Raw genomic sequence first — 26,848 nt, 5'->3', positions numbered from 1 at the left:
CTTCTGCTTATTACTCACCTGATTACAGGGAATCTCTGATGAACGCACCAAATCTTATTATTTTATATGTGGAAGATGCCGTTGCCAGCGAGCGTTTCTATCGTGAACGGTTTGATTTTCAACCTGTTGAGAAGTCGGAAAACTTTGCCATGTTTGCCTTTGACTCTGGGTTGTTATTGGGGGTGTGGTCTAAACATGAGGTTAAACCGGTGACCCAACTGGCGGGCGGTGGTAGCGAAGTAGCTATTCGTGTCGAGAGTGAGGCTGCACTAAACGCGATGTATGAAAGCTGGAAGGAACAGGGGATTACCCTGATTCAGGACATCACCCAGATGGATTTCGGTTTGACATATGTGGCGCTCGATCCTGATCAACATCGGATACGAGTTTATTATGCCAGCTACTAAGTTCGCTTCGGAATAAACACAAACACACCTTCCCTGTGGAAATTGGGAAGGTGTTCATACCATGCTCCAGAGCGCTTTAAACTAACCGATACGTCGCAGGCCTAACCTAGCGCCACTTTGATACCCAGCGCGATCAACACCGTACCGAGCAGCTTATCCACCAGTTTCTGCGCCTTCGCTAGCCCACGCCGTACCGGCTCGCTTTGGAAAAGCAGCACCAGCACCGGCCACCAGACGACAGATAACAGCCAGATGATCATGGCGTACCACAGCTTTTCACCGATGCCGGAGTGAATATTCAGGACCTGTGTGAACATCGCCAGAAAGAACAGTGTCGCTTTCGGGTTAAGCAGATTGCAGAGATAGCCTTGCAGGAACGCTTTTTTTAGGCTGACGTTTTGCTGCCCCTGATGTGAAACGTCCAGCTTGCTGCCGCTACGCGATAATAATGCCTGAATACCGATCCAGATCAGATAGGCGGCGCCCGCATATTTCAGTACATTAAATAGCCACGGCGTGGTGGTGATGACGACGGCTAGCCCAGCGACGCAGTATGCCATGTGAGTTGCCACGCCGCAGATTACGCCAAACGCGGTCATCAGTGCGGCAACGCGTGGGTAGCGTGTCGCGTTCTTGATGACGAGGAAAAAGTCAGGGCCGGGAGAGAGCATTCCCAGCGTGGCGATAGTGGCGACAAACAGCGATGTTTCTAACATGGTCATCCCAGAGAGTGAAAAGAGTAAGAACGGTTAAAATGATAGCGCCAGAATAATGAATTCGCATCACACTTATTGGTTATTCGGCGGCGATATGTTAACAATTGTCCTTTCATTTTTTGTGGTTAATTTCAGGGGCGGGTTGGGATAACAACATGGTCAGTGAATGTGAGAACCGTGAACTATTAAGTAGCGCAAAACCACTAAGTGGCGAAAAGCGGATGGATGAAGCACCACAGCAGCGGGAAATAACCCGACTGTGCATCCAGTGCGCACTGCTGCTGTTACAGCATGGCGCGGAGAGTATGGTGGTTGAACAGCTGTCGTCACGGCTGGGTATGGCGCTCGGTGCTGATAGCGTTGAGAGCTCCATCTCAGCAAATTCGATTGTACTGACCACCATCATGCAGGGGCATTGTATGACGTCGACACGCAAGAATGTGGATCGCGGCATTAATATGCACGTCGTGATTGAAGTTCAGCATGCGGTCATCATGGCCGAGCATAAACTGCTGGATGTGGCGGGCGTAGAAAAGCGTCTGGGAAATATCAAACCGCTGCGCTATCCGCGCTGGCTGATGGTTTCCGTTGTCGCGCTTTCCTGCGGCTGCTTCAGCCGTTTGAACGGTGGCGGGTGGGATGCGTTTATCGTCACGCTGATTGCTAGCGGTCTGGCAATGTATGTTCGCCAAGTGTTTACGGCGCGACACCTGAACCCGTTGATCAACTTCTGTATTACGGCGTTTGTGGCGACGTCGGCATCTGGGCTGCTGATGCGTTTACCTGCTTTTTCTCAAACCTCGACGGTAGCGATGGCGGCGAGCGTGTTGCTGCTGGTTCCCGGTTTCCCGCTGATTAACGCCGTGGCCGATATGTTTAAAGGCCACGTGAATACCGGTCTGGCACGCTGGACGGTCGCGAGTTTGCTGACGCTGGCAACCTGTATTGGGGTCGTGATGGCGATGTCGCTGTGGGGGTTACGCGGATGGGCTTAAGTTTACTGTGGGCACTGTTGCAGGATATGGTGCTGGCGGCAGTCCCTGCGTTGGGGTTTGCGATGGTCTTCAACGTACCGCTGAAAGTGCTGCCTTACTGTGCGCTGCTGGGCGGTGTCGGGCATGGCGTACGGTTTCTGGCGATACATTTCGGCATGAATATCGAGTGGGCGTCGTTTTTGGCGGCGATCCTAATTGGCATCATCGGTATTCGCTGGTCACGCTGGCTGCTGGCGCATCCGAAAGTCTTTACCGTAGCGGCGGTGATCCCGATGTTTCCCGGTATTTCTGCCTATACGGCGATGATTTCGGTGGTGGAAATTTCGCACCTTGGCTACAGCGAAGCGCTGATGAACGTCATGATGACCAATTTCCTGAAGGCCAGTTTTATCGTCGGCGCGCTCTCTATCGGTCTGTCTTTGCCGGGGATCTGGCTCTACCGTAAACGGCCGGGAGTATAAAACTCTTATATTACGTTTCGGTCTTGTATCTATGTCGACGAGCGAAAGGGCTTTCCGTATAGTGTCAGCAATTTTCTGACCTATAGGGTTTTTTCACCATGGTTATTAGTTTGATTGCTGCACTGGCAGTGGATCGCGTGATTGGTATGGAAAACGCGATGCCGTGGCATTTGCCAGCCGATCTGGCATGGTTTAAGCGTAATACGCTTAATAAGCCGATTATTATGGGGCGTAATACTTTCCGTTCTATCGGTCAGCCGCTGCCCGGCCGACTGAACATTGTCGTCAGCAATCATCCCGGTGATGACGATCGTGTGACCTGGGTCTCCTCGCTGGACGCTGCGCTGGCGGCGGCGGGCGACGTCGAGGAAGTGATGGTGATTGGCGGCGGCAGTATCTATCAACAAATGCTGCCGCAGGCTAACCGCCTCTATCTGACGCACATTGATGCCGAAGTGGAAGGCGACACGCATTTCCCTGACTATGAGCCGGATGAATGGCAGTCTGTTTTCAGCGAGTTCCATGATGCTGACGAGCGTAACTCACACAGTTACTGCTTCGAAATTCTGGAGCGTCGCTAAGCGCGCTTTCCTGCGATAACATTCTGTCGGTAAACGATGAAAAGCTAAACCCGCCTTGTTGCGGGTTTTTTCGTTTTTGGCCCGATATTTTACTTCTCCATTTGGCAGCTTTCCCAAATGGCGTTTCTCAGCCAGCGATGTGCAGGATCGCTCTCGCGTCGCGTATGCCACACCTGCTGGAAGGCAAAGTTGGGTATCACGAACGGCGGCGGAAAAATGTGTAAATCTGGCGTAGTGATATGGGCCATGCTGCGCCGTGCAGCGGTCAAAATTAGGTCAGTACCGGCAATGAGATTGATGGCGGCATGCCAGTGGGGCAGGGTCAGCACGACATTGCGCGCGAGGCCGCTTGCAGCCAACGCGCTGTCAATTTCATTGGCAGAATCGGGATGCATCGTGACCAGAACATGTGGCCGTTCCAGCCATGTCTCAAACGACAGCGTACCGTTTTCCGGCAGCGTGGTGCGGTCGGCCAGACAGGCGAACTGTTCTTCAAAGAGAAGCTCGGCGTGTACCTCGGATGGGCGTTCAGGGAACACGCCAAGGCCTAAGTCGATTTCTCCATCGATCAGCTGTGCCAGCATCATTTCACGGCCGGCATGACTGACGGCTAGCGAAATGCCGGGTGCCTGTGTGCGTAGATGCTGCATGAGCGTTGGCAAGACGGCATTCGTACCGTAATCGGAGAGCGCTAACCGGAAATGCCGCGTGCTATGACGCGGATCGAACTGCGGTGCCTGGATAAGCTCGTTCAACTGATCAAGCGCCTGTTCCAGCGGGCCGAGTAGCGCCTGAGCGCGGGTCGTGAGCGTCAGGCCAGCCTCACGCCGAACTAACAGCGGATCGTTAAAAATCTGGCGTAGCTGTGATAATGAATGGCTGACGGCAGGCTGGCTGCGGTGTAGACGAAGCGCTGCCCGTGTGACGTGTTTTTCCGTCAACAGCGCATGAAGCGTGAGCAGCAGATTCATATCGATACGACGTAAATCATCCATTCTGTGAATGCCTTCCGTATGAATTACGAATTTCCATCAGTTTAATGGATGGGTGAGTATTGGAACATCCCAATTGTGTTGTGAACTTATATTGTGAATCAGGGGGCTCCATGTCGTTATTCTCTTCTTTTTCTCTCTCATTATTGCTGCCGCTGGGTATTGCGGTATTTGCTGGGAGCATTGTGCCTTTTCAGGCTGCCAGCAATGCGATGCTGGGGCGCTCGTTAGGTCATCCGCTTTGGGCAACGCTGGTGTCCCTGCTGGTCAGCATCTGCGTGCTGTTGCCGATTCTGTTTGCTGCTCGGGTGCCTACGCCAACGCTTGGTAATGCCTTACAGGGGCCGTGGTGGATCTGGCTGGGCGGAGTGGCGGGCGTGGCTTATATCACCGCCGCGTTATTGCTGACGCCAAAGCTCGGGGCTTCAGGTTTTATTGTCTGTGTGATTGTCGGTCAGGTTGTGGCATCGCTTGTGATCGATCATTTTGGTTTGATGGGGCTGGCAGTGAAGCCTGCTACGCTGGGGCGAATAGCGGGTGTCGTGTTAATCGTTATAGGGATGCTGGTGGTGCAATGTTCTGCGGCTTCTCAACCGCTGACCAAACCCACTGTTGAAGCCCATAAGCAACCATAATGAGGGGCCATCTCTCCATTCCCTACGAAAATGGTCACATTTCCGTCATCTGTCATCGTTAGTATAAAAATGAGTAACGGCTTTCGTCGTTAAATCGAAATTCCGTTGAGTCGCAGCCTTTGATAGGTAGGAGACAGTACGCATGACGAATAGAAACCGTAATCTGAATACTGACCGTCTGAGCGATCCACGCCGCCGTGAATTACCGTCAGGCGACGTAGAAGCCGTTGGTTTGGCTGGGTTTCTTGGTGGTGGCATCTGGTCGATTCCCACCGAGGAGTTGGTCGTGCCGCCATCATCTAAAAAGGCTCAGTCTGGGGCGACCTTCCCCTTTCTATGACACGGGTTCGGTTGGCGATAGAATGAATACTTTCGAGCCTTTACTCACCCGATAAGGGCGCGATATCGCCAGAGAGTTCGGTGTTTGATGAGAGTGACGGTTGCGTGAAATAGCGCTGATCGTCCCAACGCAGCATCGTCAGTTCTCCCCCCCAACAGCACCCAGTATCCAGCGCGTAAATGTTTTCCGGCGTGCCTTTCCCTTCCAGCGATGCCCAGTGGCCGAATGCAATAGCGTATTCCCCCGCAACCTGGCTCGGCAGTTCAAACCATGGTTTGAGCAAAGAAGGTGCCTGACTTGGCGGTTCTTTGCAGAGCATATCCAACTGCCCGCCAGAGAAGCAGTAGCGCATACGGGTAAAGACGTTGGTGCTAAAGCGTAGACGGGCCAGACCGCTGAGCTCTGGGATCCAGTGGTTTGGCATATCACCATACATGGCATCGAGGAAAAGCGGATAGCTGTCGCTGCTCAGGATTGATTCGACTTCGCGTGCGCACATGAGTGCCGTCGGCAGATCCCACTGCGGCGTGATGCCCGCATGCGCCATCACCAGCTTTAGATCTTCATCAACCTGCAAGATCGGCTGGCGGCGTAGCCAGTTGATGAGCTCGTCTGCATCGGGAGCGGTGAAGAGTTCATTGAGCCGATCTTTTGGTTTATTGCGGCTGATACCCGCATAAACGGCCAGAAGATGCAGATCGTGATTGCCAAGCACCATGCGGACAGAGGAACCGAGGGAACGAACGAAGCGCAGAACCTGAAGTGAGTCCGGCCCCCGAGCGACTAAATCGCCCGTTAACCAAAGCGTATCTTGTTCTGGATTAAAAGAAACTTGCGCCAATAGCGCGTTGAGTTCAACGTAACAGCCGTGAACATCGCCAACTAAATAGGTAGACATAATTAATGTATCAGTGAAGGGATAGCCAGACGGAAAACGGGGATTGGGACCTGAAACGCTTTACCCTGATGGTCAACCATATGGTAGTGGCCTTCCATCGTGCCAAGAGGCGTTTCTATGACGGCACCGCTGGTATATTGGAATTCGCCGCCGGGCTGGATAATCGGCTGTTCGCCGACGACACCTTCACCCTGAACTTCAGTCTGGCGACCGTTACCGTTGGTGATCTGCCAATAACGCCCCAAAAGCTGGACTTCATGACGCCCCAGATTGCGGATCGTAATCGTGTAAGCAAACACGAAACGTTCTTCATCAGGCTCCGACTGTGATTCCACGTAGAAGCTCTGAACCTGTAAACAAACACGGGGCGCATTAATCATGATGAACTCCAGTTATTCCTGTTTTGCAGGATGCTCGCTCAGCCAGTTCGCCAATCGGCAATATTGCTCAACGGTCACATTCTCTGCGCGACTGGTGACATTGATCCCCAGTTCGGTGAGGATTTCCGGGGTGAACAGGTTGCCCAGACTGTTACGCAATGTCTTACGGCGCTGGTTAAACGCTTCCGTAGTGATGCGGCTCAATACGCGGATATCCTTGACTGGATAGGGGATCTCGGCATGAGGAACGAGTCGCACTACGGCAGAATCAACTTTAGGCGCGGGCTTGAATGCTTCCGGTGGCACTTCAAGCACCGGGATTATCTGGCAATAATATTGTGCCATGACGCTCAGACGTCCAAAGGCTTTACTGTTCGGACCCGCAACTAAACGGTTAACCACTTCTTTCTGCAACATAAAGTGCATGTCGCGGATAGATTGAGTATAGGTGAACAAGTGGAACATCAGCGGTGTGGAAATATTATACGGCAGGTTGCCGAAAACACGCAGCGGTTGCCCAGCCTGTTCAGCGAGCGCGGCGAAATCGATCGTCATGGCATCTTGCTGAATAATTGTCAGCTTATCTTTCAGCGTCGGGTGTTTTTCCAACCGTGCGGCCAGATCCCTATCCAGCTCAATAACAGTAAAACGATCCATCCGATCGCCAACGGGCGCCGTCAAAGCGCCGAGGCCGGGCCCGATCTCGACGACCGCTTGACCTGGCTGAGGATGAATCGCCGAAACGATGCTATCGATCACGAAGTGATCGTTTAAAAAGTTTTGCCCAAAACGTTTACGGGCGAAGTGACCTTGGTGTACGCGATTATTCATTACTGTGTTTTATCATTTTAATGGCAAGATTTAATGCCGTGATGAAGCTGCTGGGGTCGGCGCTGCCAGTTGCGGCCAGCTCTAGCGCTGTACCGTGATCGACCGACGTACGAATAAAAGGTAACCCCAACGTGATATTAACGGCGCGCCCGAAGCCCTGATATTTCAGAACCGGGAGCCCTTGATCGTGGTACATCGCCAAAACGGCGTCAGCGTGTTGCAGATACTTGGGCTGGAAAAGCGTGTCGGCAGGTAAGGGCCCAACTAGCGTGATGCCCTGTTGCCGGAGTTCATCCAGCGCGGGGTTAATCACATCCAGCTCTTCACGGCCCATATGGCCGCCTTCACCGGCATGAGGATTTAGCCCACACACATAGATTTGCGGTTGAGCGATACCGAATTTTGTCTGCAAGTCATGATGCAAAATCGTGATGACTTCGTGCAGGCTCTGGCGGGTAATCGCCGCAGAAACGGCTGCAAGTGGCAGATGCGTGGTCGCTAAGGCGACGCGCAGTTCTTCCGTTGCCAGCATCATGACGACACGGTCACAGTGACTGCGATCGGCGAAAAACTCAGTGTGCCCGCTGAATGGGACACCTGCATCGTTGATAATACCTTTATGTACCGGGCCGGTAATCAGCGCGGCGAATTCGCCGTTCAGACAGCCATCACACGCGCGCGCCAGTGTCTCAACAACATAAGCGCTGTTAGCGACATTTAAGTCACCTGGAATGATGGTTGCTGGTGCGGCGATCGGCAGAATGGTCAGGCTACCTGCCTGCTGTGGCTGTGCGGGCTGACCGGGTTGATAGTCACGCAGCGTCAGCGGCATCGATAACTGCAATGCGCGACTGAATAACAGGTCAGGATCCGCACAGATCACTAGCTCTACAGGCCAGGCCTGCTGAGCCAGAGCAATCACAAGATCGGGGCCAATCCCGGCGGGTTCGCCGGGGGTGATCACAACGCGTGGCGTATTGCTCTCAGTCTGCATGAGTTTCAATCTGCATTAGTTACTGGCACCATTAATCACTTTGACATAGGCCGCTGCACGTTGTTCCTGCATCCAGGTTTGCGCTTCTTCAGCGAATTTACGATTAAAGATCATACGGTACGCTTGCTCTTTTTGCGCTGCATCGGTTTTATCAACCTGACGGGTATCCAGCAACTGAATCAGGTGCCAGCCAAAAGAGGAATGAACAGGCTGACTGATTTCGCCTTTCTTCAGTTTCAACAACGCATCGCGGAAGGACGGATCGTACATATCTGGAGAAGCCCAGCCAAGGTCGCCGCCCTGATTCGCTGAACCTGGATCCTGAGAAAGCAGTTTGGCTTGTGAAGCGAAATCAGTGCTGCCGTTTTTGATCTGCTGTGCCACTTCGGCCAGCTTGGCTTGCGCCTGACTGTCCGTCATGACGACAGACGGTTTGATCAGAATATGGCGAGCATGCATTTCGGTTACCGATACGCTTTTGTTACCGCCGCGAATATCGTTCACTTTCAGAATGTGGAAACCTACACCAGAACGGATCGGGCCGACGACCTGACCTTTCTGCGCCTGTGTTAAGCGTTCGGCAAACAGCGTTGGGATCTCCTGCAGCTTGCCCCAGCCCATTTGGCCGCCTTTCAGCGCCTGAGAATCAGATGAATAAGTAATGGCCAGCTTACCAAAATCTGCACCTTCACTGATTTGCTTCACCAGCGACGTTGCCAGATTTTCCGCTTCATCAACCTGCTGCTGAGTCGGGTTTTCCGGTAATGGGATCAGAATGTGGCTCAGGTTTAGCTCATCGTTTTCACCGGTCTGGGTGGCGATTTGCTTAGCCAGCGTATCGACTTCCTGAGGCAGTACGGTAATGCGACGACGGACTTCGTTGTTACGCACTTCCGAAATCAGCATCTCTTTACGAATCTGGTTACGGTAGGTGTTGTAGTTCAGACCTTCATAAGCCAATTGGCTTTTTAGCTGGTCCAGAGACATCCGGTTCTGAGCGGCAATATTGGTAATCGCCTGATTCAACTGCTCATCCGTCACCTGGATACCCATCTTCTGCGCCATTTGCAGGATGATGTTATCCATGATCAGGCGGTCAGTAATCTGATGACGCAGCGTGGCGTCATCCGGCAACTGCTGCCCGGCCTGCTGGGCGTTCAGTTTTACCGACTGCAAAAGACTGTTTACATCACTTTCCAACACGACGCTGTTGTCGACCACTGCTGCGACTTTATCAACCACCTGTGGTGCTGCGAACGCGGTAGAGGCACTCAGTGCCAATCCGAGAATAAGCGTTCTCCAGTTCTTCATACCTTTCCCATTATTTCATCCGCAAGGCGGGTTAAAAGTTCCAACGTTTCAGTGAGACAGCCTGTTTGCCACATCTATACACGTCATACTTCAAGTTGCATGTGTGTTGGCTTCGTTCACTCACCCGAATCACTTACTTGAGTAAGCTCATCGGGATTCTTTCCCTTGCCGCCTTCCTGAAACTCGAATTATTTAGTGTATAAGTACTCCGTATTGCATCAGAATGCGCGCTGGTAAGGCAAAATACCTGAACGCAGCATTTTTTCGGAACCCAGACTGTAGTTGCTGCTTAAACCACGTAATTCGATATTAAACGACACTTTGTTGTCGTATTCGCTGCTGCGGCTGGCGCTGTTCCAGTCGGTAATTTTACGTTCATAACCGACGCTCACGGCCCAACAACAGGTATTGTACTGCAAACCAATCAGCTGGTTTGCTGGCTGATTGGCCTTGGTATCGTAATAATAAGCCCCAACCACCGCCCAACGTTCAACAATCGGCCAGCTCGCGATGACACCTACCTGTGAGATACCTTGCTGGAAGCCAGGGTTCGTTACATTAGGGATCATATCCCGAATGTATTCAGGGCTAGCGTAACGGTAGTTTAACTGTACCAGACGTTCCGCATCGCGACGGTATTCTAACACGGCGTCGCCCAACGCGACTTCGTTCAGACGATTGTCATATTGCAGACCACCGCGAACACCCCAACTGTCATCGATTTTCAGGAAGGAATCACCGGCCCACACCTGGCTGCCGTTATTGTCGCTTTTATCGAGTGACGTGTTGCGGTCACCGGTACGTGGACGATCGAAGTAATAGATTTGACCAATAGAAGCGTTAAAACGTTCAACCAATGCATCATCATAAATACGTGTGGTGATACCGGTCACAAGCTGATTCGCAGACGCGATGCGGTCCAGGCCGCTGTAGCTGCGATCGCGGAACAGGCCGGAATAGTCGGTCTGCATCAGCGTGGAGTCATAGGTATGGATGCTGCTCTGGTCGCGATAAGGCACGTACAGGTATTGTGTGCGAGGTTCCAATGTCTGGGTATAGGCCTGCGACCAGTCCATTTCGCGTTCAAAGACCATTTTTCCATCGACTTTATATTGTGGCATAACTCGATTCACCGAGCTTTTCAGTGCATCTTTTGTACCTTGGTCAATGTTTGGAGTCGAGGAAGCACGGTAACGATCCAGATTATCCTGTTGGTAGTGCGTTGCTAATAGCCTAGCTTCGGTATTCAGGCTGGCCCAGCGGTTTGCCAGAGGGAGACTCAGCGTTGGCTCAACGTGCAGACGCGTCGCTTCTGGGCGGTTGTCGTTGACGTTGGTAAATTTTACCGCCTGACCATAAAGATGCATATCAACTGGGCCGATATCATTCTGGTAATAATTGATATCGAGCTGTGGTTCCGCACGGTAGACATCACGGCTAGTTGCATTAGAAAAGACCTGGAACCGTCTGCTGGACAACGTGGTGTCCCAGTTTTGGTTCGCATATCCTGCACTGAGCTTTTGGGTGATGTAGCCATCGGTGGTCGAACCGTAATGCGAATCTAGATCGGTAAAGTAGCGGTCGTCGCTGACTTTTGTGTAGTCCGCGTTAAAACGCCACACCTGATCCATCACGCCGCTGTGACCCCAGTGGAACAACCAGCGGTTGTCGTTACTATCTTGCGGGGAGACTTTAGCGTATTCATTGTCGCTGGGCAGCCAGTCGAACTGAATGACACCAAGACCCGGTGTGGTCAGGTAGCGGAATTCGTTCTGCCACTGCATACCACGTTTAGTTTGCAGATGCGGGGTGATCGTGGCGTCAAAATTAGGGGCGATATTCCAGTAATAGGGCGTCAGCAGTTCGAAGCCATTGCTGCTACCATATTTCGCATTGGGGATCAGGAAGCCAGAGCGTCGTTTATCGCCGATAGGAAGCTGTAAATACGGGCTATAGAACACAGGTACGCCAGCAATCTTGAAACGCGCGTTCCAGATTTCAGCAACCTGCTCTTCTCTGTCTTGAATCACTTCCGAACCGACGACACTCCAGCTATTATCTCCCGGCAGACAGGAAGTGAAGGAGCCGTTTTCCAGAATGGTGTAGCGATTACTGTCACGCATTTTCATTTTGTCGGCGGAACCACGCCCTTGACGGCCCACCATCTGATAGTCGCCTTCATAGACGTCGGTATCTTTGGTGTTCAGGTTGGCCCAGGCTTTAGGGCCTTTCAGGATGACCTGATTGTCGTCGTAGTGGACATTTCCCGTCGCAGTAATGGTACGCGTTGGCGCGCTACCCTGCGTTGCCGGATTCAACTGGTTCAGTTCCACCTGCTCGGCAGTCATGACGCTGTTACCCTGCTGGATGTTAACATTGCCGATAAATTTGGCGTTGTCGGGATAGTTGGCCTCGGCTTTGTCGGCCTGAATATTGACTGGCAGTTGATTAGGATCGCCTGTTACCAGTGGTCTGTTGTACGTAGGCACACCCAGCATGCACTGTTGAGCGAGATCGGCCAGCGCGTGCTGACTGTAAAGCGCCGACCAAACCAGAGTGGCCAGCAGAGTTGGGAAACTTTTTTTCATACGTGGTATCAGGTGTTCCGTCATCAGGGGCATCATGCTGGCAAACGGTCAGAGACTATATCACTCGTTAGCGTTGCGCCAGTGTTAAATCCCCACCGCCTATACGCACCGCCGTTAGGTGCAAAGATAAATGACAGGTATGATAAAGCAATTTTTGGCTGACGGCATGAGGATTTGAGGAGTATATGCGGTATTGGGGAAAGTTGCTGGGGTTGGCGTTGGGAATCGTCTCAAGTGCTGGCATCTGGGGAATGATCATGGGTTTACTGATGGGGCATTGGATTGACAGAGCCCGGGCATCACGTCGCCGTGATTATTTCTCCGCTCAGTCCACCCGCCAGTCATTATTCTTTCTCACCACCTTTCAGGCTATGGGGCACCTGACCAAATCCAAAGGCCGAGTGACGGAAGCCGATATCAAAATTGCGACGAAGATGATGGATCGCCTTGAGCTGTTTGGTGAGGCCAGAGCTGCCGCTCAACGGGCTTTCCGTGAAGGAAAGACCAGCCATTTCCCTTTGCGAATAAAATTACGCAAACTGCGTGATGCCTGCCTGGGACGTTTTGATTTAATTAAGATGTTTCTGGAAATTCAGCTTCAGGTCGCGTTTGTTGATGGGGTGCTACATCCGAATGAACGACGCGTGCTGTATGTGATTGCGGATGAATTGGGTGTAACGCGTGAGCAGTTTGAGTTTTTTCTGCGGAATATGGAAAGTACTACGGGGCAGCAGTCTCGACAGAATCAGTCACGCCAAAACGGTAAATCGCATCAGCGCCGCAGTAGCGGTTACTCCAACGGACACTCTTATGGCGGCCAACGCCCAGCCTCACCGCTGCGTGGGCCAACGGTCGAAAGTGCCTGTCGTACGCTGGGTGTGCGCAGCAGTGATGATGCCGTGACGATCAAACGAGCCTATCGCAAACTCATGAACGAGCATCATCCCGATAAGCTGGTCGCCAAGAAGCTTTCACCGAGAATGATGGAGATGGCCAAGCGCAAAGCGCAGGATATTCAAGCCGCTTACGAATTGTTGAAAAGCACGAACCAGACAAAATAATCCGCATCCTTCCTCTTCTTACTTACTTCCCTGTTTTACCGCTCCACCAAACCGATTTGAAAATACCGTCAGCGCGTTTGCCTTAGAAATCTGCTTCGCAACGAAAGTGCATCGGGGTATTGAAAGCTGGGTGCGTGATAGCCAGTTCTTGTGCGTGCAGCAAAAGGCGGGGTGCCAGCGCTTTGGCATCGGGATGCGCATAAAAGCCATCTCCGAGAATGGGGTGACCTAGCGCGAGCAGGTGGACACGCAGTTGATGGGAGCGACCGGTAATCGGCATCAGCTTGACGCGCGTCGTACCGTCAGCATCACGCGAAAGTACCTGATACTCCGTCTGTGCTGCTTTTCCTGTTTCAAAGCAGACTTTCTGTTTTGGGCGGTTCGGCCAGTCGCAGATCAGTGGCAGGTCGATGACGCCCTCATCTTGCGCCATATGTCCCCAGACGCGGGCAAGGTAGGATTTCTTGGGTTCACGCTCGCGAAACTGACGTTTTAATTCGCGCTCGGCGGCTTTCGTGAGTGCAACGGCAATCACGCCGCTGGTTGCCATATCCAGACGATGCACAGATTCAGCCGTCGGGTAGTCGGCCTGAATGCGGCTCATGACGCTGTCTTTGTGTTCTGGCGCGCGGCCGGGAACCGACAGCAGACCGCTGGGTTTATTCACCACTATGATGTGCTGATCCTGATACAGAATAGGCAACCAGGGATCGGTAGGCGGATTATAGGGTTCCATCGGAGCACCTTCAGACAACATATAATGTGTGATATTAGGGAGAACACGGGGATGAGGTTCCCGCAGGGAGACCTCGCCCCGTGGTAGGCCCGTGTATCTCGATTTTGCAAACAACGTGTCTTTATAACAGCGGTATGAGGTTTATGCCTATACCGCTGTCAGAAACGTTTACTGGTGCGTCACCACAACCAGACGAATAGCATCGAGACGCCAGTTGGCTTCGTGCAGGTTGCTCAGCACCTGTTCGCGCTGGTTTTCCAGTGCAGTCAGCTCATCTTCACGAATGTTGGGGTTGACGGCTTTTAGCGCTTCAAGACGTTCCAACTCGCGGCGCAATTGCAGGTCAGCCTGCTCCTGAGCCTCGGTGATAAGCTGGCGTGCCTGCGTTTCGACTAGCGCTTCTGCCTGTTGCAGCATGGCGTGAACATCGGGCTGTACCGCATTCACCAGCTTGCTGGACGTATGACGGTTTACCGCGTTGAGCTGGCGGTTGAAGCTCTCAAACTCAACCTGTGCTGCCAGATTGGTACCTTTACGGTCCATCAGCAGGCGAACCGGCGTAGGTGGCAGGAAGCGGGTCAGTTGCAGGTGTTTCGGTGCCTGCGCTTCCACCACGTAAACCAGCTCAGCCAGCAATGTGCCGACCGGTAGCGCTTTATTTTTCAGCAGCGACACTGCACAGCTTCCGGTATCGCCGGACAGCACCAGATCGAGTCCGTTACGGATAAGCGGGTGTTCCCAACTGATAAACTGTGCGTCTTCGCGGGAGAGCGCCTGATCGCGATCGAAGGTGATCGTACAGCCGTCCTGCGGCAGGCCTGGGAAGTCTGGCACCAGCATATGATCGGATGGCGTCAGGATGATCAGGTTATCGCTGCGATCTTCCTGATTGATGCCAACAATATCAAACAGGTTCAGAGCGAACGTCACCAGATTGACGTCATTATCCTGCTCGGCAATGGCCTGCGCTAACAGTTGAGCCTGTTCGCCACCGTTAGAATGCATTTCCAGCAGGCGATCGCGGCCTTGTTCAAGCTGTTGCTTCAGGCTGTCGTGCTGTTGACGACAAACATGGATAAACTCATCCAGTCCCTGCTGTTCACCTACCGTCGTCAGTCGCTCGATCAACTGCGCATGGTGGGCATCATAGATGGTACGACCCGTCGGACAGGTGTGTTCAAACGCATCCAATCCTTCGTGATACCAACGTACCAGCAAGGCCTGTGCGGTATTTTCCAGATACGGCACCATGATCTGAATTTCTTTTGCCTGCCCGATACGGTCCAGACGACCAATACGCTGTTCCAGCAGATCGGGGTTGAACGGTAGATCGAACATCACTAAATGGCTGGCAAACTGGAAGTTACGGCCTTCGGAACCGATCTCTGAACAAATCAGCACCTGTGCGCCTTCTTCTTCAGACGCAAAATAGGCGGCGGCGCGGTCACGTTCAAGAATCGACAGCCCTTCATGGAAGACGGCGGCGCGGATTGCTTCACGCGTGCGCAGCACTTGTTCCAGCTGTAGCGCGGTGGCTGCCTGTGCACAGATCACCAGGATTTTTTCATCACGGTGTGCGGTCAGGTAGTTCAGTAACCATTCCACGCGCGGATCGAAGTTCCACCAGGTGGCATCGTCCCCTTCGAGCTGTTGATAAATTTGTTCCGGGTACAGCATGTCGCGGGCGCGGACTTCCAGCGCCTTATTCGCGTTCATAATGCCGGACACTTTAATCGCCGTTTGGTACTGCGCTGGCAGCGGCAGGCGAATTTGATGCAGGACACGCTGCGGGAAGCCTTTAACCCCTTGACGGGTATTACGGAACAGCACGCGGCTGGTGCCGTGGCGATCCATCAGCATGGTGATCAGTTCCTGACGCGCCTTCTGATTGTCATCGCTGTCGCTGTTGATGGCTTTCAGCAGCGGTTCAATGTCCTGCTCGCCCAGCAGGTCGCTTAGCGCATTCAGCTCAGCCGTTTGGGCTTTTTCGCCCGCTAACAGCAGCGTGACGGCATCGGCAACCGGACGATACTGCTGCTGTTCAGCAACGAATTCCTGATAGTCGTGGAAACGATTGGGATCGAGCAGGCGTAATCGCGCAAAGTGGCTCTGTTGACCGAGCTGTTCCGGTGTTGCAGTTAACAGCAGAACGGCTGGCGTGGCGCGTGCCAACGTTTCAATAGCCTGATATTCCGGGCTAGGGCTTTCTTCGCTCCAGACCAGATGGTGGGCTTCATCCACCACCAGCAGATCCCAGTCGGCGTTGACGAGTTGAGCAAAGCGCTGGGCGCTGCGTTGAACAAATCCCAGTGAGCAGATCACCAACTGTTCAGTTTCAAACGGATTGCTGCTGTCCAGCTTGGCTTCGGCATAGCGCTCGTCGTCAAACAGGGAGAACAGCAGGTTAAAGCGGCGCAGCATTTCGACCAGCCACTGGTGTTGCAGGGTTTCTGGCACGACAATCAGCACGCGGCTGGCACGACCCGCCAGCAACTGCTGGTGGATGATCATCCCCGCCTCAATAGTTTTTCCCAGTCCGACTTCGTCCGCCAGCAAAACGCGTGGCGCATGACGTTGGCCGACTTCATGAGCGATATGAAGCTGGTGCGGGATAAGGCTGGCACGCATGCCGCGCAATCCGCCCCATTGTTGCCGCGCCTGCTCGTTCTGATGCTTGCGAGCGCGATAGCGCAGGGCAAAGCGATCCATGCGATCGATCTGTCCGGCGAACAGGCGATCTTGCGGTTTGTTGAACGTCAGTTTGCTGTCCAGAAAGACTTCACGCAGTTCCGCCGGCGTTTCATCGTCCAGGCGTTGGCCGCAATACACCAGCAACCCTTTTTCTTCTCGCACGTCATCCACTTTGAGCTGCCAGCCTTCATGGCTGGTGACGGTGTCGCCGGGATTGAACATCACGCGGGTGATGGGGGCGTCGCTGCGGGAATAAAGTCGGTTTTCACCGCTGGCAGGGAAAAGCAGCGTAATCATACGCGTATCGACGGCAACAACCGTTCCCAGTCCAAGTTCGCTTTCCGTATCGCTGATCCAGCGCTGACCAAGTGTAAAAGGCATAAATTCTTAGCTCGATGTTCGTCTGTGTCGGAGGAATGTCTGATTACATTATCGGGTGCCGATAATGCTGCTGATGCAAACTCAGAAAGGGCGTTATGGTAATAGATGACGGTGCGTTCGTCACCCCTCAAACTTGCTGTGGCGCGAATTAACCCCTTTCATCTAAAAACATGAATGTCTGCCATTTAAAACATTAATCGCTTTCATTTAAAACAAGCCCATCTGGCCTGTTACCAGTGTAGCAAAATCGTCGTGCAGGAACGGTAGAATGGCGTCCGCGACGGGCTGGAGCTGGCGTTCGACATAATGCTGGTAATCCAGCGGAGAATGCCGGGTTTCCAATGGTTCGGGGCCGTTGACGGTCATCACATAGCTGATCCAGCCGCCGTTTTGGTATTGCAGCGGTCGCCCTTGCTGGCGGTTATAGTCATCGGCGATTTTCGCGGCTCTGGCATGGGGCGGCACGTTGCGCTGGTAATCATCGAGTCGACGGCGCAGCCGTTTACGGTAGATCAGCAGATCGTCAAAATCACCGTTCAGGGTACGATCGACATAATCCCGCAGCCAGTCCTGATAAGGCTGTTGCTGAAAAATCAGCAGATAGAGCTGCTGTTGAAATTGCTGCGCCAACGGTGTCCAGTCGGTACGCACGGTTTCCAGCCCTTTGAACACCATTTTTTCGCCTTGTGGTGTGTCGATCAGGCCGGCGTAGCGTTTTTTACTGCCTTGTTCCGCGCCGCGAATTGTTGGCATCAGGAAGCGGCGAAAATGAGTTTCAAATTCCAGCTCCAGCGCACTGGTCAACTGCTGAGTGTCTTGCAGGTGCTGTGTCCACCATTGGTTAACGTGTTGCACCAGCGTTTTGCCAATCTTTGCTGCTTCTTCTTCGCTATGCGCGTGCTTCAACCAGACAAAGGTGGAGTCGGTATCGCCATAAATCACCTGATAGCCCTGTTCTTCGATCAGTTCGCGCGTTTTGCGCATGATTTCATGGCCGCGTAGGGTGATGGAGGAGGCGAGACGTGGGTCGAAGAAGCGGCAGCCTGTCGCACCCAGCACACCGTAAAAGGCATTCATGATGATCTTGAGCGCCTGCGACAGTGGTTTATTGTTGGTGCGCTTCGCCGCCTCACGCCCTCGCCAAATTTGCTCGACAATCGCTGGCAGGCAGTGCTGTTCGCGGGAGAACCACGCCTCGCGAAAGCCGGGGACGGCGTGCTGAGCGTCAGGATTCTGTGTTCCCACCGCCAGCCCTACCGGGTCGATCAGGAACGTGCGGATGATAGAAGGGTAGAGGCTCTTGTAGTCCAGCACGAGTACCGAATCATACAGTCCGGGACGTGAATCCATCACAAATCCGCCGGGGCTGGCCTCAAGCGCGACGTCACCGAGATTCGGGGCAACGTAGCCCATACGATGCATGCGCGGTAAATAGAGGTGGTAAAATGCTGCGACGGAACCCCCGCTGCGATCGGCTGCCAGTCCGGTGACGCTAGCGCGCTCTAGCAAAAAAGGCAGCAGCTCGGTTTTGTCGAAAATACGCGTGACCAATTCGCAGTCTTGCAGGTTATAGCGAGCAAGAGCAGGTTTATCTTCGGCAAAACGGCGGTCGATTTCATCCATTCGCTGATAGGGCGTGTCGATAGCTTTTCCTTCCCCCAGCAGCGACTGCGCGACAAATTCCAGACTAAACGAGGCAAAATTCCACGTCGCGGACTTGAGCGCTTCAATGCCGTCAATAATCAAACGGCCGGTGGCGCTGGCAAAAAAATGCCCCTGTTTAAAACCGTGTTCCCGCCATTCTAACGCCTGCCCATTACGCCCCAGCTTGAGCGGAATGTTGTAGCGCTCGGCATGTTTCTGTAAGACACGCAGGTCAAACTGCACCAGATTCCAGCCGATGATGGCATCGGGATCGTGCTGCTGCATCCAGGCATTCAGCTTTTCCAACAGCAGCGGGCGGCTAGCGACGTACTCAAGATTAAAATCTTCGTGTTCGGCAGGCGTGCCGTTCGGCGGGCCGAGCATGTAAACCTGACGCTGTCCGCAGCCCTCCAGCCCGATGCAGTAAAGCTCGCCGTGGCGGGTGGTCTCGATATCCAGCGACACCAGTTTGAGCGTCGGGCGGTAATCGGGATTCGGTTTCATGCGGGCTTCCGTCATCAGGCTACCTGACGTTGGGTTACCGCTAAACCACACGGGCGCGGTGATAAAGCGCTCCATCAGAAAGCGTTCCGTCGGGCGAATATCCGCTTCGTAGACCTGAACGCCTCCCTCACGCAACAATTTCTCCAGCCGCAGCAGCTGTCGGTATTGCGGGCAATACAGCCCCAGCAGCGGCTGATGGTGGAAATCCTGCATGGCGAGCGGCTTTAACTGCCAGCGTTTTTCCTGCTGTAAAAGCGTCCTTGCGCGGGCTTCCTGCTGTGCAGGAATAAAGGCAACGGCCTCCTGTACCGGCAGACGTGCGAGCTGCGGGCCCTCATCGGTGGCCAGCCAGAATTCAACCTGCGTGCCGGCTGGTGTGTCGTTCCAGTGGCGGGTCAGTAGAAACCCCTGACGAACCTGAGTCACTAAGCGGCCTTTTATAGCAAGCGGGATTAAGGAAGGATAGTAGGGGTAAGTATGGTTATTTATACAGGTGATGTCCAGCGACATCACCTGTATACCCGTCATACTTCAAGCTGCTTGTGCGTTGGCTGCTCTTGCTCACCCCAGTCACTTACTTGAGTAAGCTCCTGGGGATTCGCGCAGTTGCCGCCTTCACGCAACTCGAATTATTTAGGGTATATAAAGAAAGGGAAAAATGGATTACTGCTCGCTGCCGGAGGCAGAGACCACGCGGTTGCGGCCTTCCTGTTTGGCTTGGTATAGGGCTTCATCCGCCAGTTTGAAGGTTCGATCGATCGATATATTACTCACGCTCGGCTGCCACAGCGCGACACCCAATGAGATCGTAATGCTACCTACGACAGGAATGGTTGATTCCTGTGTGCGCTGCCGCAACCGTTCGGCAATGTTGAGAGCGACGTCGAGGCTGGTTTCCGGCAGTAGGATCAAAAATTCTTCACCGCCGCTGCGGCACAGTATGTCAGCATCGCGTGAGCTGGTGCGAATAAGCTGTGAGAGATAGCGAATGACATTATCGCCGACATCGTGACCGTAGGTGTCATTGATGCGCTTGAAGCGGTCGATATCCAGCGCGATGACCGCAAAGCTTTTTTGCCCCATCTGCCAGTAGCGGAGCACGCTATCCAATCCACGGCGATTGAGCAGTTCGGTCATCGGGTCTGAGTGTGCTTCAGAACGCAACTTACCAATTTTGCGCTGGAGTAAATCGATACCCAACAGCATGGCCTGTTTGAGCTGCGAGGCTTCGAAATACCAGGAGTGGATATTTCTGATGTCATCGGAGACGTCCGTCGCATCCATCTTATTGGCGCTGCGTGCCAATAGCCACAGCGGCTGGGCGATGAGCCGGGCAAGCAGCCAGACACAGAATATAGTTAAAAGCGCGAGCGGAAGCGTGTGACGCAGCACGTTCAGCATCAGGCTATCGAGAGGCTTCAGCGTGATGTCTATCGGGCGGAGCGCTACAATCTGCCACTGTGAGGTGGCTTCAACGGCGTAACCCGCTAGCATGGTTTCACCCAGATAGTTCACCATATGCTGGCTGCCATTGTTTTCGTGATACGCATCGATCTTCAGATTATTGGTTTCTGTTTTGCCAATACGCTCCATGTCACGGTGATACAGCATTTTTTTGTTCTTATCGGTGACATAAATGTAAGAACCATCGCGGTAATAGTGTTTGTCTAAGAGCGTATTAAGAACGCTGGGCTGCTTAAGATAGATGGATCCACCGATAAACCCTTTGTAGCGGCCATCCCGTGTGAAGATCGGCGAAGATATCAGCACAATAAGGTTATTGGCGGCAGAGACATAGGGCTGGCTGATAAGAGGCTGCTTTTCTTTCAGGGCTTCGAGAGCGCCTTCTGTTGTCAGGCTTCTCCCGATTAATTGGAACGTATCCGGTGATGTGGCTCGGACAATACCTTTTTCATCTGCAATGACGACAGAGTTGAAATGGCTGGTCTGTAGCCGCAGGCGGTCGGCTTCTTTAAACAGACTGGCCTTATCATCCATTTGGGTAGAGACGATATTGGCGCTGTAGGCTAACTGCTGCTGGGATTCTTTAAAGAAAGAATGGGTCATCGCCGCAAGCTTGGTGGCGTAAACACGGTTGGCTTCAAGGGTGTTATCAATCAGAAGCTCTCGCTGAACGCGATAGCTGGCATAAAAACTGTTTGCCAGTGTTACCAAGGCGCTCGCCACTGCCAAGAGTAGGATAAGACGTCGTAATCCGAAATGGTTGAGTAGTTTAAAAAACATAGTGGCAGTGTGGCACGGTGGCAAAAAATGACCGCTATCATAAGTGTAGATGCCCGTCGGTGCAAAAGAATTGACCAGAAAACGACATTACTGAAGTGGTACTAACGACTTGAATTAGAAAATGATATTGCGTGTGTCCTTATAATAAGAATAGTTGATATTTATCAAAACGCACAAGCTTTCACCGTCTGAAGGCTAAGCACGCCTCAACGTTAGATAGATAAATCATGCTACATATTTTCAGTAGGATATTGCTGGGTTTCGTGCTGCCCGCCGAGGGAGGCTGTCGCCTGAGAGACGACATCGCGCGTTAATCCGGTGTGTTGGGGTTTTACCGTAGCCACAATCGAATGATGGGGTGAAATCAGGAGTTGACGGCTTCTGCTATGATCCAGACAATCCTTGTTTTTATAACGTACGGGTAGGTTTTATGGAAGCGTGGCTGGATCATCTGGTTACTCAATCACTCGCGTATTCACTGATCGCCGTCATGCTGGTTGCCTTTCTGGAATCTCTGGCTTTGGTGGGGTTGCTATTGCCGGGAACGGTGATGATGGCAACGCTGGGGGCGCTGATTGGCAGCGGACAAATGGGGCTTTACCCGGCGTGGGGGGCAGGGATTATCGGTTGCCTGCTAGGGGACTGGATTTCCTATTTTATTGGCATGCGTTTTAAGGCACCGCTGCATAACTGGTCTTTCCTGAAAAAGCATCAGGCGTTGCTGAGCAAAACCGAATATGCCCTGTATCAGCATCCGATGCCGACGATACTGATCGGGCGTTTCGTCGGCCCGACCCGTCCGCTCATCCCGATGGTGGCGGGGATGCTGGGGTTACCGCCTTATAAATTTGCTGTGCCGAATATCATCGGTTGCCTGCTGTGGCCGCCAGCCTATTTCTTACCCGGTATTCTGGCTGGCGTTGCGATTGATATTCCCGCGGGAACGAACAGCGCAGGGTTTAAGTGGTTGCTGCTGATTACTGCCATCATTGTGTGGGGCGCAGGCTGGCTAAACTGGCGCTGGTGGCGCAGTGATAAGCGTAAACATCATGGCTGGTTTAGCAGAAAGATGCCGCTCAGACGTCTGCGCTGGGTCGCGCCCGTGATGTCTGTGGCGGCGGTTGCCTTGTCGGTCGTACTGATTCAGCACCCGCTGATGCCCGTTTACCGCCATCTGCTATGGCAGGTGTTAAACGGGTAAGGTTGGGCAGGCCGGGAAAGACCCGGCCAAGCCATTTAGCAGTAGAACTCGGCGACCTGCTCGAAAATACGCATTTCTTCACCGTGACGGCGTACCTGAAGGACGTCCTCCAGCTTTTCCACCTGACTGATCATTTGCTGTAGCCGCTGGTCATCTTTGACCAGTAGCCAGATCCGGCTTTCCTCGCCATTTGCCAGCGGCATACACAGAATGCCTTCCACGTTAAATGCGCGACGGGCAAACAGGCCACAAACGTGTGACATGACGCCGGGGTGGTTGCGCACCGAGAGTTCCAGCGTGACCTGACTTGACGTTGATTGCGTTGGCGAAGTTAGTTGAATTGACATAGTCATTAATCTCCGATCATATCGATGTTCGCGGCGCCCGGTGGCACGATGGGTAACACTTTTTCATTGGCGTCAATAAGTACGTGGATCAGCGCTGGGCCCGGCTGGTTGAGCATCTCTTGCAGCGCGGCCTGTGGATTGGCGGCGGCGTTCAGATCGCAAGTTGCAAAGCCGAAGCCTGCGGCAATCGCGAGGAAATTCGCGCTGTAGCGGTAATCGGCCGCGAAGATGCGCTTCTGGAAAAACATATCCTGTTGCTGGTGAACCAGACCGAGTGACTGGTTGTTCATCAGGACGATTTTTACGTTAAGTCCTTCTTCTGCCGCGGTCGCCATTTCCTGAATATTCATCATCAGGCTGCCATCACCAGAGAAACACACCACGGTGCGATCCGGTTCAGCCAACGCCGCGCCAATCGCCGCAGGCAGGCCAAAGCCCATCGTCCCAAACCCACCGGATGTCAGCCATTGGCGTGGACGACGCAGCGGATAAGACTGTGCGACCCACATCTGATGCTGGCCGACATCGGTCGTGATGATGGCATCATCCGTCAGCGCCTGTGCTGTGGCCTGAACCAGACCATAATGGCTTAATGGATCGTCAGCACCCGGCATGCTGAACGGGAATTCCTGTTGCAGCCCGCGGACGGTGGCACGCCATACGTCACGCTGCTGTGGCGCAATATGCGGCAGCAGTTGATCCAGCGCTTGCGCGACATCCGCATTGATCGCCACGTGTGGCTGGCGGATCTTACCCAGCTCGGCGGGATCGATATCGATGTGAATGATGCTGGCATTCGGGCAAAACTGTTCCGCTTTACCAATCGCGCGATCGTCAAAACGCGCCCCCAGCACAATTAACAAATCTGCCTGCTGTAAGATCAGATTGGTTGATCGTGCGGCGTGCATGCCCAGCATCCCGAGTGACAGGGGGTGATCGACAGGCATCGTACCCAGCGCCATCAGCGTCATGGTGGTTGGCAGGCTGGAACGTTCCGCCAGTTGAACTGCCTGTTCGTGCGCGACGCCGCTAATAATCCCGCCGCCGAGATAGAGCACCGGACGCTGAGCCGCGTTAATCATGGCCGCAGCACGCTCGATTTCTTGCTGGGCAATGGCGGGTGGCATATCGAGAGGAAAGACGTCTGGCAGTTCGCTCAGCTCAATGGTCGCATTCTGGATATCTTTTGGAATATCGATCCACACGGGGCCGGGACGGCCCGACTGCGCAATACGAAAGGCTTCTGGAATCACACGCGGCAGTTCGTTGATGTCGCGAACCAGATAGTTATGTTTGGTGACGGGAATAGAAATGCCGTAGGTATCGACTTCCTGAAACGCATCGGTACCGATCATGCTGGAAGGCACCTGACCGGTGATGCACACCAGCGGGATCGAATCCAGTTTGGCATCGGCGATGGCGGTGAGCAGGTTGGTCGCTCCCGGACCGCTGGAAGCCATACAAACTGCGGCGCGTCCGCTGGCACGTGCCATGCCTTGTGCCATAAATCCCGCGCCTTGCTCGTGGCGAGCCAGAACGTGGCGAATCGTTTTACTTTGACCCAGTGCATCATATAACGGCAGGGCCGCGCCGCCGGGAATACCCGCTACGGTGGTGATGCCCTGCTGTTCGAGCAGCCGAACAATTAACTGAGCGCCTGTATAACGCATGTTTACATCCTTCATCAGGGCCGGTGCGGTGTCGGAGCGGGGAGGGTAGAAATAAGAAACCCCGCTCGGCTTGCGCCGGCGGGGTTTGAGAATCTTCGATTCGGAACCCGTTACGGCGCGCTGCCGACGACGACCACGACGACCACGCGCACGACGACGACCGCGTCAACATGCGCGGTGTGTAGTAGTGCTGAAGTGGAAGAAGAATAGTGCGTCACAGGAATCCTATTTATGTTCGAGTTATTTATGGTCGAGTGTTGTGTTCGAATGAATAATCAATCGTCAATCCATATAAGCACAGCAGTACAAAAAGACACAATACCCACAAGGGATAAAAACTGAATATGTCGAATTGGTCACAGTATACCCGTCATACTTCGAGTTGCATGTGCGTTGGCTGCGCTCAGTCACCCGAATCACTTACTTGAGTAAGCTCATCGGGATTCCCTCACTTGCCGTCTTCCTGAAACTCGAATTATTTAGGGTATATATTGGTATTTCACCGCACGATTACCGCCTGATTTTTCGCCGTATAACCGAGATTACTTTCACAATTGGAACAGGGTTTCAATGTTATAAATTATAAAATAATCATTGGGATAGTGGGTGGTGACAAATGGGCGTGTCCCGAGTGGTAGGGAAAGGCGTATTGAGCGGTATCTTATTGATGGCAATGGGTATTGGCCAGGCGATAGCCTGTCAGGCTGGCCCTGCCAATGAATGGATGCGGGGTATTGAACAGCAGCGACAGGCGGATTTGGGCAACGGCTGTTATCTCAATCCGATTATTGCGGGCGATCATCCTGACCCCACGATTATCAAGGATGGGGATGACTATTACATGACGTTCTCGTCATTTGACGACATTCCCGGACTGCTGATTTGGCACTCGCGTGATTTAGTGAACTGGGAACCGCTTGGCCCGGCGATAACGACACCCGTTGATGCCATCTGGGCGCCGGATTTGGTGAAGCACAACGACAAATACTATATCTACTTCACCACGAACCGGATCATCGACGCCAAAGGGACGAAAAAGAAAACGCTGTATGTGATTACCGCTGATGATATTCATGGCCCGTGGACGCCACCGAAAGATACCGGCTTGAAAAATCCGGCCAGCGATCCCGGCCATGTGGTAGGCGAGGACGGTAAGCGTTACATCTTTATGTCTGGCGGCAACCGCGTGCAATTGACGGATGACGGGCTATCGACGGTCGGTGAAATGGCGGTGGTCTATCAGGGATGGCAGTACCCGGAAGAGTGGGATGTGGAAAGCTTCTCGCAGGAAGGGCCGAAGATGCTGCGCCACGGTGACTACTTCTACATGGTGCTGGCGGAAGGTGGAACGGCTGGGCCTCCGACCGGACACATGGTGATTGCTGCACGCTCGAAATCGATCAACGGACCGTGGGAAAACTCGCCGCATAACCCGATTATCCGCACGCAGGATCGTTCAGAGAAATGGTGGTCGCGCGGCCATGCGACGCTGATCGAAGGACCGGATAAAAACTGGTACATGGTGTATCACGGTTATGAAAACGGCTTTATGACACTGGGGCGGCAGGCGATGCTGGAGCCGATCGTCTGGGGTGATGATGGCTGGTTTACATCCGCTGGATTCGATACCGGCAAACCGATTCGCAAGCCGGAAGGCGGCGAGGCAGTGCCTCACGGCATCGGCTGGTCTGATAGCTTTACCGACGAGAAATTTCCGGCTCGTTGGCATTTCTACCGTGCCAATGCGGAGGAACTGAAGCGGGTCACGCTCAGCGATGGCAAGCTGCACCTGAAGGCAAAAGGCACGTCGCCGAAGGACAGCGCGCCGCTGACGATGATCCCTGGCGATCAGGCTTACCAGATTGAAGTCACGGCGAATTTTGCCCCCGGCGCACAGGCAGGGTTGCTGCTGTTCTATAACGCGAAGCTATACGTCGGGCTGTCGTTTAATCAGGACGGCACCGTAATGCACCGCTACGGGCTGGAAAGGGCGGAGAAGAAATTGCCGCATATTACGGGCAATGAGGTGCAGATTCTGATGAAAAACGATCGCCATATTGTGACGTTCTACACCCGCACCTCGGATCAGGAACCGTGGAAGAAATATCCGGTGCAGATGGAAGTGTCAGGCTACCATCACAACGTCGCGTATGATTTCCTCAGTCTGCGGCCTGCCCTGTATGCTTCGGGCGAGGGTGACGTCACGTTCAGCAACCTGCGCTATCAGGCTTTGCCTTAAT

The 26,848-nt window shown here is 53.4% G+C and carries 24 protein-coding genes; 9 read left to right on the top strand and 15 right to left on the bottom strand.

The genetic code is table 11. The features are described from left to right. Positions 1–38 precede the first annotated feature (38 nt). The gene (locus K7X24_RS07540; RefSeq protein WP_224554025.1) at positions 39–407 is read left to right on the top strand and encodes a VOC family protein; all 369 of its coding nucleotides are present in this window, start codon (positions 39–41) and stop codon (positions 405–407) included. A gap of 101 nt (positions 408–508) precedes the next feature. Here the strand turns inward: K7X24_RS07540 and K7X24_RS07535 are convergent, their stop codons facing one another. After that, positions 509–1,123 (bottom strand): LysE family translocator, encoded by a 615-nt coding sequence (locus tag K7X24_RS07535; RefSeq protein WP_039490716.1) that lies wholly within the window; start codon positions 1,121–1,123, stop codon positions 509–511. A 221-nt stretch (positions 1,124–1,344) separates the two neighbouring features. On the opposite strand from K7X24_RS07535, the gene K7X24_RS07530 reads away from it, so the two are divergent. The 3 genes from K7X24_RS07530 (at position 1,345) to folA (ending at position 3,160) form a co-directional block, all read left to right on the top strand. Further along, entirely contained in the window at positions 1,345–2,118 is a 774-nt protein-coding gene (locus tag K7X24_RS07530; RefSeq protein ID WP_198999037.1) for a threonine/serine exporter family protein, read from the top strand. Then, positions 2,109–2,579: a threonine/serine exporter gene (locus K7X24_RS07525; protein WP_039483391.1), complete on the top strand. Its 471-nt coding sequence runs from the start codon at positions 2,109–2,111 to the stop codon at positions 2,577–2,579. The genes K7X24_RS07530 and K7X24_RS07525 overlap by 10 nt, the downstream gene beginning before the upstream one ends. Positions 2,580–2,677: 98 nt before the next feature. Next, positions 2,678–3,160 carry a type 3 dihydrofolate reductase gene (folA, locus tag K7X24_RS07520; RefSeq protein WP_103942208.1) on the top strand — a complete coding sequence of 161 codons (483 nt, stop codon included), beginning with the start codon at positions 2,678–2,680 and terminating at the stop codon, positions 3,158–3,160. 89 nt (positions 3,161–3,249) lie between these two features. Here folA and K7X24_RS07515 read toward each other — a convergent pair whose 3' ends face one another. Next, positions 3,250–4,155, bottom strand: a complete 906-nt coding sequence (locus K7X24_RS07515; RefSeq protein WP_130622292.1) for a LysR family transcriptional regulator — start codon at positions 4,153–4,155, stop codon at positions 3,250–3,252. Between the two features lie 110 nt (positions 4,156–4,265). On the opposite strand from K7X24_RS07515, the gene K7X24_RS07510 reads away from it, so the two are divergent. Together K7X24_RS07510 and K7X24_RS07505 are read left to right on the top strand one after the other, a co-directional pair. Beyond that, on the top strand, positions 4,266–4,787 hold the full coding sequence (locus K7X24_RS07510) for a DMT family transporter (protein ID WP_224554023.1): 522 nt from the start codon (positions 4,266–4,268) through the stop codon (positions 4,785–4,787). A gap of 142 nt (positions 4,788–4,929) precedes the next feature. Next, positions 4,930–5,127, top strand: a complete 198-nt coding sequence (locus K7X24_RS07505; RefSeq protein ID WP_224554021.1) for a hypothetical protein — start codon at positions 4,930–4,932, stop codon at positions 5,125–5,127. Positions 5,128–5,167: 40 nt separating this feature from the next. Here K7X24_RS07505 and apaH read toward each other — a convergent pair whose 3' ends face one another. The 6 genes from apaH to lptD all read right to left on the bottom strand — a co-directional run bounded on the left by apaH (position 5,168) and on the right by lptD (position 12,129). Further along, a complete protein-coding gene (gene apaH, locus K7X24_RS07500) occupies positions 5,168–6,025 on the bottom strand; it encodes a bis(5'-nucleosyl)-tetraphosphatase (symmetrical) ApaH (RefSeq protein ID WP_224554018.1) in 858 nt (285 codons plus the stop codon). A 2-nt stretch (positions 6,026–6,027) separates the two neighbouring features. Beyond that, on the bottom strand, positions 6,028–6,405 hold the full coding sequence (gene apaG / locus K7X24_RS07495) for a Co2+/Mg2+ efflux protein ApaG (RefSeq protein WP_039483402.1): 378 nt from the start codon (positions 6,403–6,405) through the stop codon (positions 6,028–6,030). A gap of 12 nt (positions 6,406–6,417) precedes the next feature. Then, a complete protein-coding gene (gene rsmA / locus K7X24_RS07490; RefSeq protein WP_039483405.1) occupies positions 6,418–7,236 on the bottom strand; it encodes a 16S rRNA (adenine(1518)-N(6)/adenine(1519)-N(6))-dimethyltransferase RsmA in 819 nt (272 codons plus the stop codon). Next, complete coding sequence (gene pdxA / locus K7X24_RS07485; protein ID WP_224554016.1) at positions 7,229–8,230, bottom strand: 4-hydroxythreonine-4-phosphate dehydrogenase PdxA; 1,002 nt, start codon at positions 8,228–8,230, stop codon at positions 7,229–7,231. Before pdxA ends, rsmA begins: the two co-directional genes overlap by 8 nt. Before the next feature lie 15 nt (positions 8,231–8,245). Continuing rightward, entirely contained in the window at positions 8,246–9,541 is a 1,296-nt protein-coding gene (gene surA / locus K7X24_RS07480; protein ID WP_224554014.1) for a peptidylprolyl isomerase SurA, read from the bottom strand. Between the two features lie 218 nt (positions 9,542–9,759). Next, complete coding sequence (gene lptD, locus K7X24_RS07475) at positions 9,760–12,129, bottom strand: LPS assembly protein LptD (protein WP_224554012.1); 2,370 nt, start codon at positions 12,127–12,129, stop codon at positions 9,760–9,762. A gap of 185 nt (positions 12,130–12,314) precedes the next feature. Here lptD and djlA point away from each other — a divergent pair, with 185 nt between their 5' ends. Continuing rightward, positions 12,315–13,190: a co-chaperone DjlA gene (djlA, locus tag K7X24_RS07470; RefSeq protein ID WP_224554009.1), complete on the top strand. Its 876-nt coding sequence runs from the start codon at positions 12,315–12,317 to the stop codon at positions 13,188–13,190. Positions 13,191–13,272: 82 nt separating this feature from the next. Here the strand turns inward: djlA and rluA are convergent, their stop codons facing one another. The 4 genes from rluA to K7X24_RS07450 all read right to left on the bottom strand — a co-directional run bounded on the left by rluA (position 13,273) and on the right by K7X24_RS07450 (position 21,390). Further along, positions 13,273–13,926, bottom strand: coding sequence for a bifunctional tRNA pseudouridine(32) synthase/23S rRNA pseudouridine(746) synthase RluA (rluA, locus tag K7X24_RS07465; protein WP_224554007.1), 654 nt, complete (start codon positions 13,924–13,926; stop codon positions 13,273–13,275). Between the two features lie 168 nt (positions 13,927–14,094). Next, entirely contained in the window at positions 14,095–16,998 is a 2,904-nt protein-coding gene (rapA, locus tag K7X24_RS07460) for an RNA polymerase-associated protein RapA (protein WP_224554006.1), read from the bottom strand. Positions 16,999–17,205: 207 nt separating this feature from the next. Then, positions 17,206–19,572, bottom strand: a complete 2,367-nt coding sequence (locus K7X24_RS07455) for a DNA polymerase II (protein WP_119879963.1) — start codon at positions 19,570–19,572, stop codon at positions 17,206–17,208. A gap of 237 nt (positions 19,573–19,809) precedes the next feature. Beyond that, positions 19,810–21,390, bottom strand: a complete 1,581-nt coding sequence (locus tag K7X24_RS07450) for a sensor domain-containing diguanylate cyclase (RefSeq protein WP_224554004.1) — start codon at positions 21,388–21,390, stop codon at positions 19,810–19,812. A gap of 430 nt (positions 21,391–21,820) precedes the next feature. On the opposite strand from K7X24_RS07450, the gene K7X24_RS07445 reads away from it, so the two are divergent. After that, entirely contained in the window at positions 21,821–22,591 is a 771-nt protein-coding gene (locus tag K7X24_RS07445) for a DedA family protein (RefSeq protein WP_224554002.1), read from the top strand. Between the two features lie 35 nt (positions 22,592–22,626). On the opposite strand, the gene ilvN is transcribed toward K7X24_RS07445, so the two are convergent. The 3 genes from ilvN to K7X24_RS22160 form a co-directional block, all read right to left on the bottom strand. Continuing rightward, complete coding sequence (gene ilvN / locus K7X24_RS07440) at positions 22,627–22,938, bottom strand: acetolactate synthase small subunit (protein ID WP_161529881.1); 312 nt, start codon at positions 22,936–22,938, stop codon at positions 22,627–22,629. Positions 22,939–22,943: 5 nt separating this feature from the next. Further along, positions 22,944–24,608, bottom strand: coding sequence for an acetolactate synthase large subunit (ilvB, locus tag K7X24_RS07435; RefSeq protein WP_224553999.1), 1,665 nt, complete (start codon positions 24,606–24,608; stop codon positions 22,944–22,946). Positions 24,609–24,718: 110 nt separating this feature from the next. Then, positions 24,719–24,826, bottom strand: coding sequence for an ilvB operon leader peptide IvbL (locus K7X24_RS22160; RefSeq protein ID WP_072012954.1), 108 nt, complete (start codon positions 24,824–24,826; stop codon positions 24,719–24,721). A 398-nt stretch (positions 24,827–25,224) separates the two neighbouring features. On the opposite strand from K7X24_RS22160, the gene K7X24_RS07430 reads away from it, so the two are divergent. Then, entirely contained in the window at positions 25,225–26,847 is a 1,623-nt protein-coding gene (locus K7X24_RS07430) for a family 43 glycosylhydrolase (protein ID WP_212768857.1), read from the top strand. Position 26,848 lies beyond the last annotated feature (1 nt).

The organism is Pectobacterium versatile (assembly GCF_020166435.1).
Taxonomy (GTDB): Bacteria; Pseudomonadota; Gammaproteobacteria; order Enterobacterales; family Enterobacteriaceae; genus Pectobacterium; species Pectobacterium versatile.
Note: the sequence above shows the minus strand (reverse complement) of the source record. Positions and strands in the feature narration are given on the sequence as shown.

Excerpts from the sequence above, each read along its gene's own strand:
- K7X24_RS07540 (WP_224554025.1), top strand. The coding sequence starts at position 39 with ATGAACGCACCAAATCTTATTATTTTATATGTGGAAGATGCCGTTGCC.
- K7X24_RS07535 (WP_039490716.1), bottom strand. The coding sequence starts at position 1,123 with ATGTTAGAAACATCGCTGTTTGTCGCCACTATCGCCACGCTGGGAATG.
- K7X24_RS07530 (WP_198999037.1), top strand. The coding sequence starts at position 1,345 with ATGGATGAAGCACCACAGCAGCGGGAAATAACCCGACTGTGCATCCAG.
- K7X24_RS07525 (WP_039483391.1), top strand. The coding sequence starts at position 2,109 with ATGGGCTTAAGTTTACTGTGGGCACTGTTGCAGGATATGGTGCTGGCG.
- folA (WP_103942208.1), top strand. The coding sequence starts at position 2,678 with ATGGTTATTAGTTTGATTGCTGCACTGGCAGTGGATCGCGTGATTGGT.
- K7X24_RS07515 (WP_130622292.1), bottom strand. The coding sequence starts at position 4,155 with ATGGATGATTTACGTCGTATCGATATGAATCTGCTGCTCACGCTTCAT.
- K7X24_RS07510 (WP_224554023.1), top strand. The coding sequence starts at position 4,266 with ATGTCGTTATTCTCTTCTTTTTCTCTCTCATTATTGCTGCCGCTGGGT.
- K7X24_RS07505 (WP_224554021.1), top strand. The coding sequence starts at position 4,930 with ATGACGAATAGAAACCGTAATCTGAATACTGACCGTCTGAGCGATCCA.
- apaH (WP_224554018.1), bottom strand. The coding sequence starts at position 6,025 with ATGTCTACCTATTTAGTTGGCGATGTTCACGGCTGTTACGTTGAACTC.
- apaG (WP_039483402.1), bottom strand. The coding sequence starts at position 6,405 with ATGATTAATGCGCCCCGTGTTTGTTTACAGGTTCAGAGCTTCTACGTG.
- rsmA (WP_039483405.1), bottom strand. The coding sequence starts at position 7,236 with ATGAATAATCGCGTACACCAAGGTCACTTCGCCCGTAAACGTTTTGGG.
- pdxA (WP_224554016.1), bottom strand. The coding sequence starts at position 8,230 with ATGCAGACTGAGAGCAATACGCCACGCGTTGTGATCACCCCCGGCGAA.
- surA (WP_224554014.1), bottom strand. The coding sequence starts at position 9,541 with ATGAAGAACTGGAGAACGCTTATTCTCGGATTGGCACTGAGTGCCTCT.
- lptD (WP_224554012.1), bottom strand. The coding sequence starts at position 12,129 with ATGAAAAAAAGTTTCCCAACTCTGCTGGCCACTCTGGTTTGGTCGGCG.
- djlA (WP_224554009.1), top strand. The coding sequence starts at position 12,315 with ATGCGGTATTGGGGAAAGTTGCTGGGGTTGGCGTTGGGAATCGTCTCA.
- rluA (WP_224554007.1), bottom strand. The coding sequence starts at position 13,926 with ATGGAACCCTATAATCCGCCTACCGATCCCTGGTTGCCTATTCTGTAT.
- rapA (WP_224554006.1), bottom strand. The coding sequence starts at position 16,998 with ATGCCTTTTACACTTGGTCAGCGCTGGATCAGCGATACGGAAAGCGAA.
- K7X24_RS07450 (WP_224554004.1), bottom strand. The coding sequence starts at position 21,390 with ATGTTTTTTAAACTACTCAACCATTTCGGATTACGACGTCTTATCCTA.
- K7X24_RS07445 (WP_224554002.1), top strand. The coding sequence starts at position 21,821 with ATGGAAGCGTGGCTGGATCATCTGGTTACTCAATCACTCGCGTATTCA.
- ilvN (WP_161529881.1), bottom strand. The coding sequence starts at position 22,938 with ATGTCAATTCAACTAACTTCGCCAACGCAATCAACGTCAAGTCAGGTC.
- ilvB (WP_224553999.1), bottom strand. The coding sequence starts at position 24,608 with ATGCGTTATACAGGCGCTCAGTTAATTGTTCGGCTGCTCGAACAGCAG.
- K7X24_RS07430 (WP_212768857.1), top strand. The coding sequence starts at position 25,225 with ATGGGCGTGTCCCGAGTGGTAGGGAAAGGCGTATTGAGCGGTATCTTA.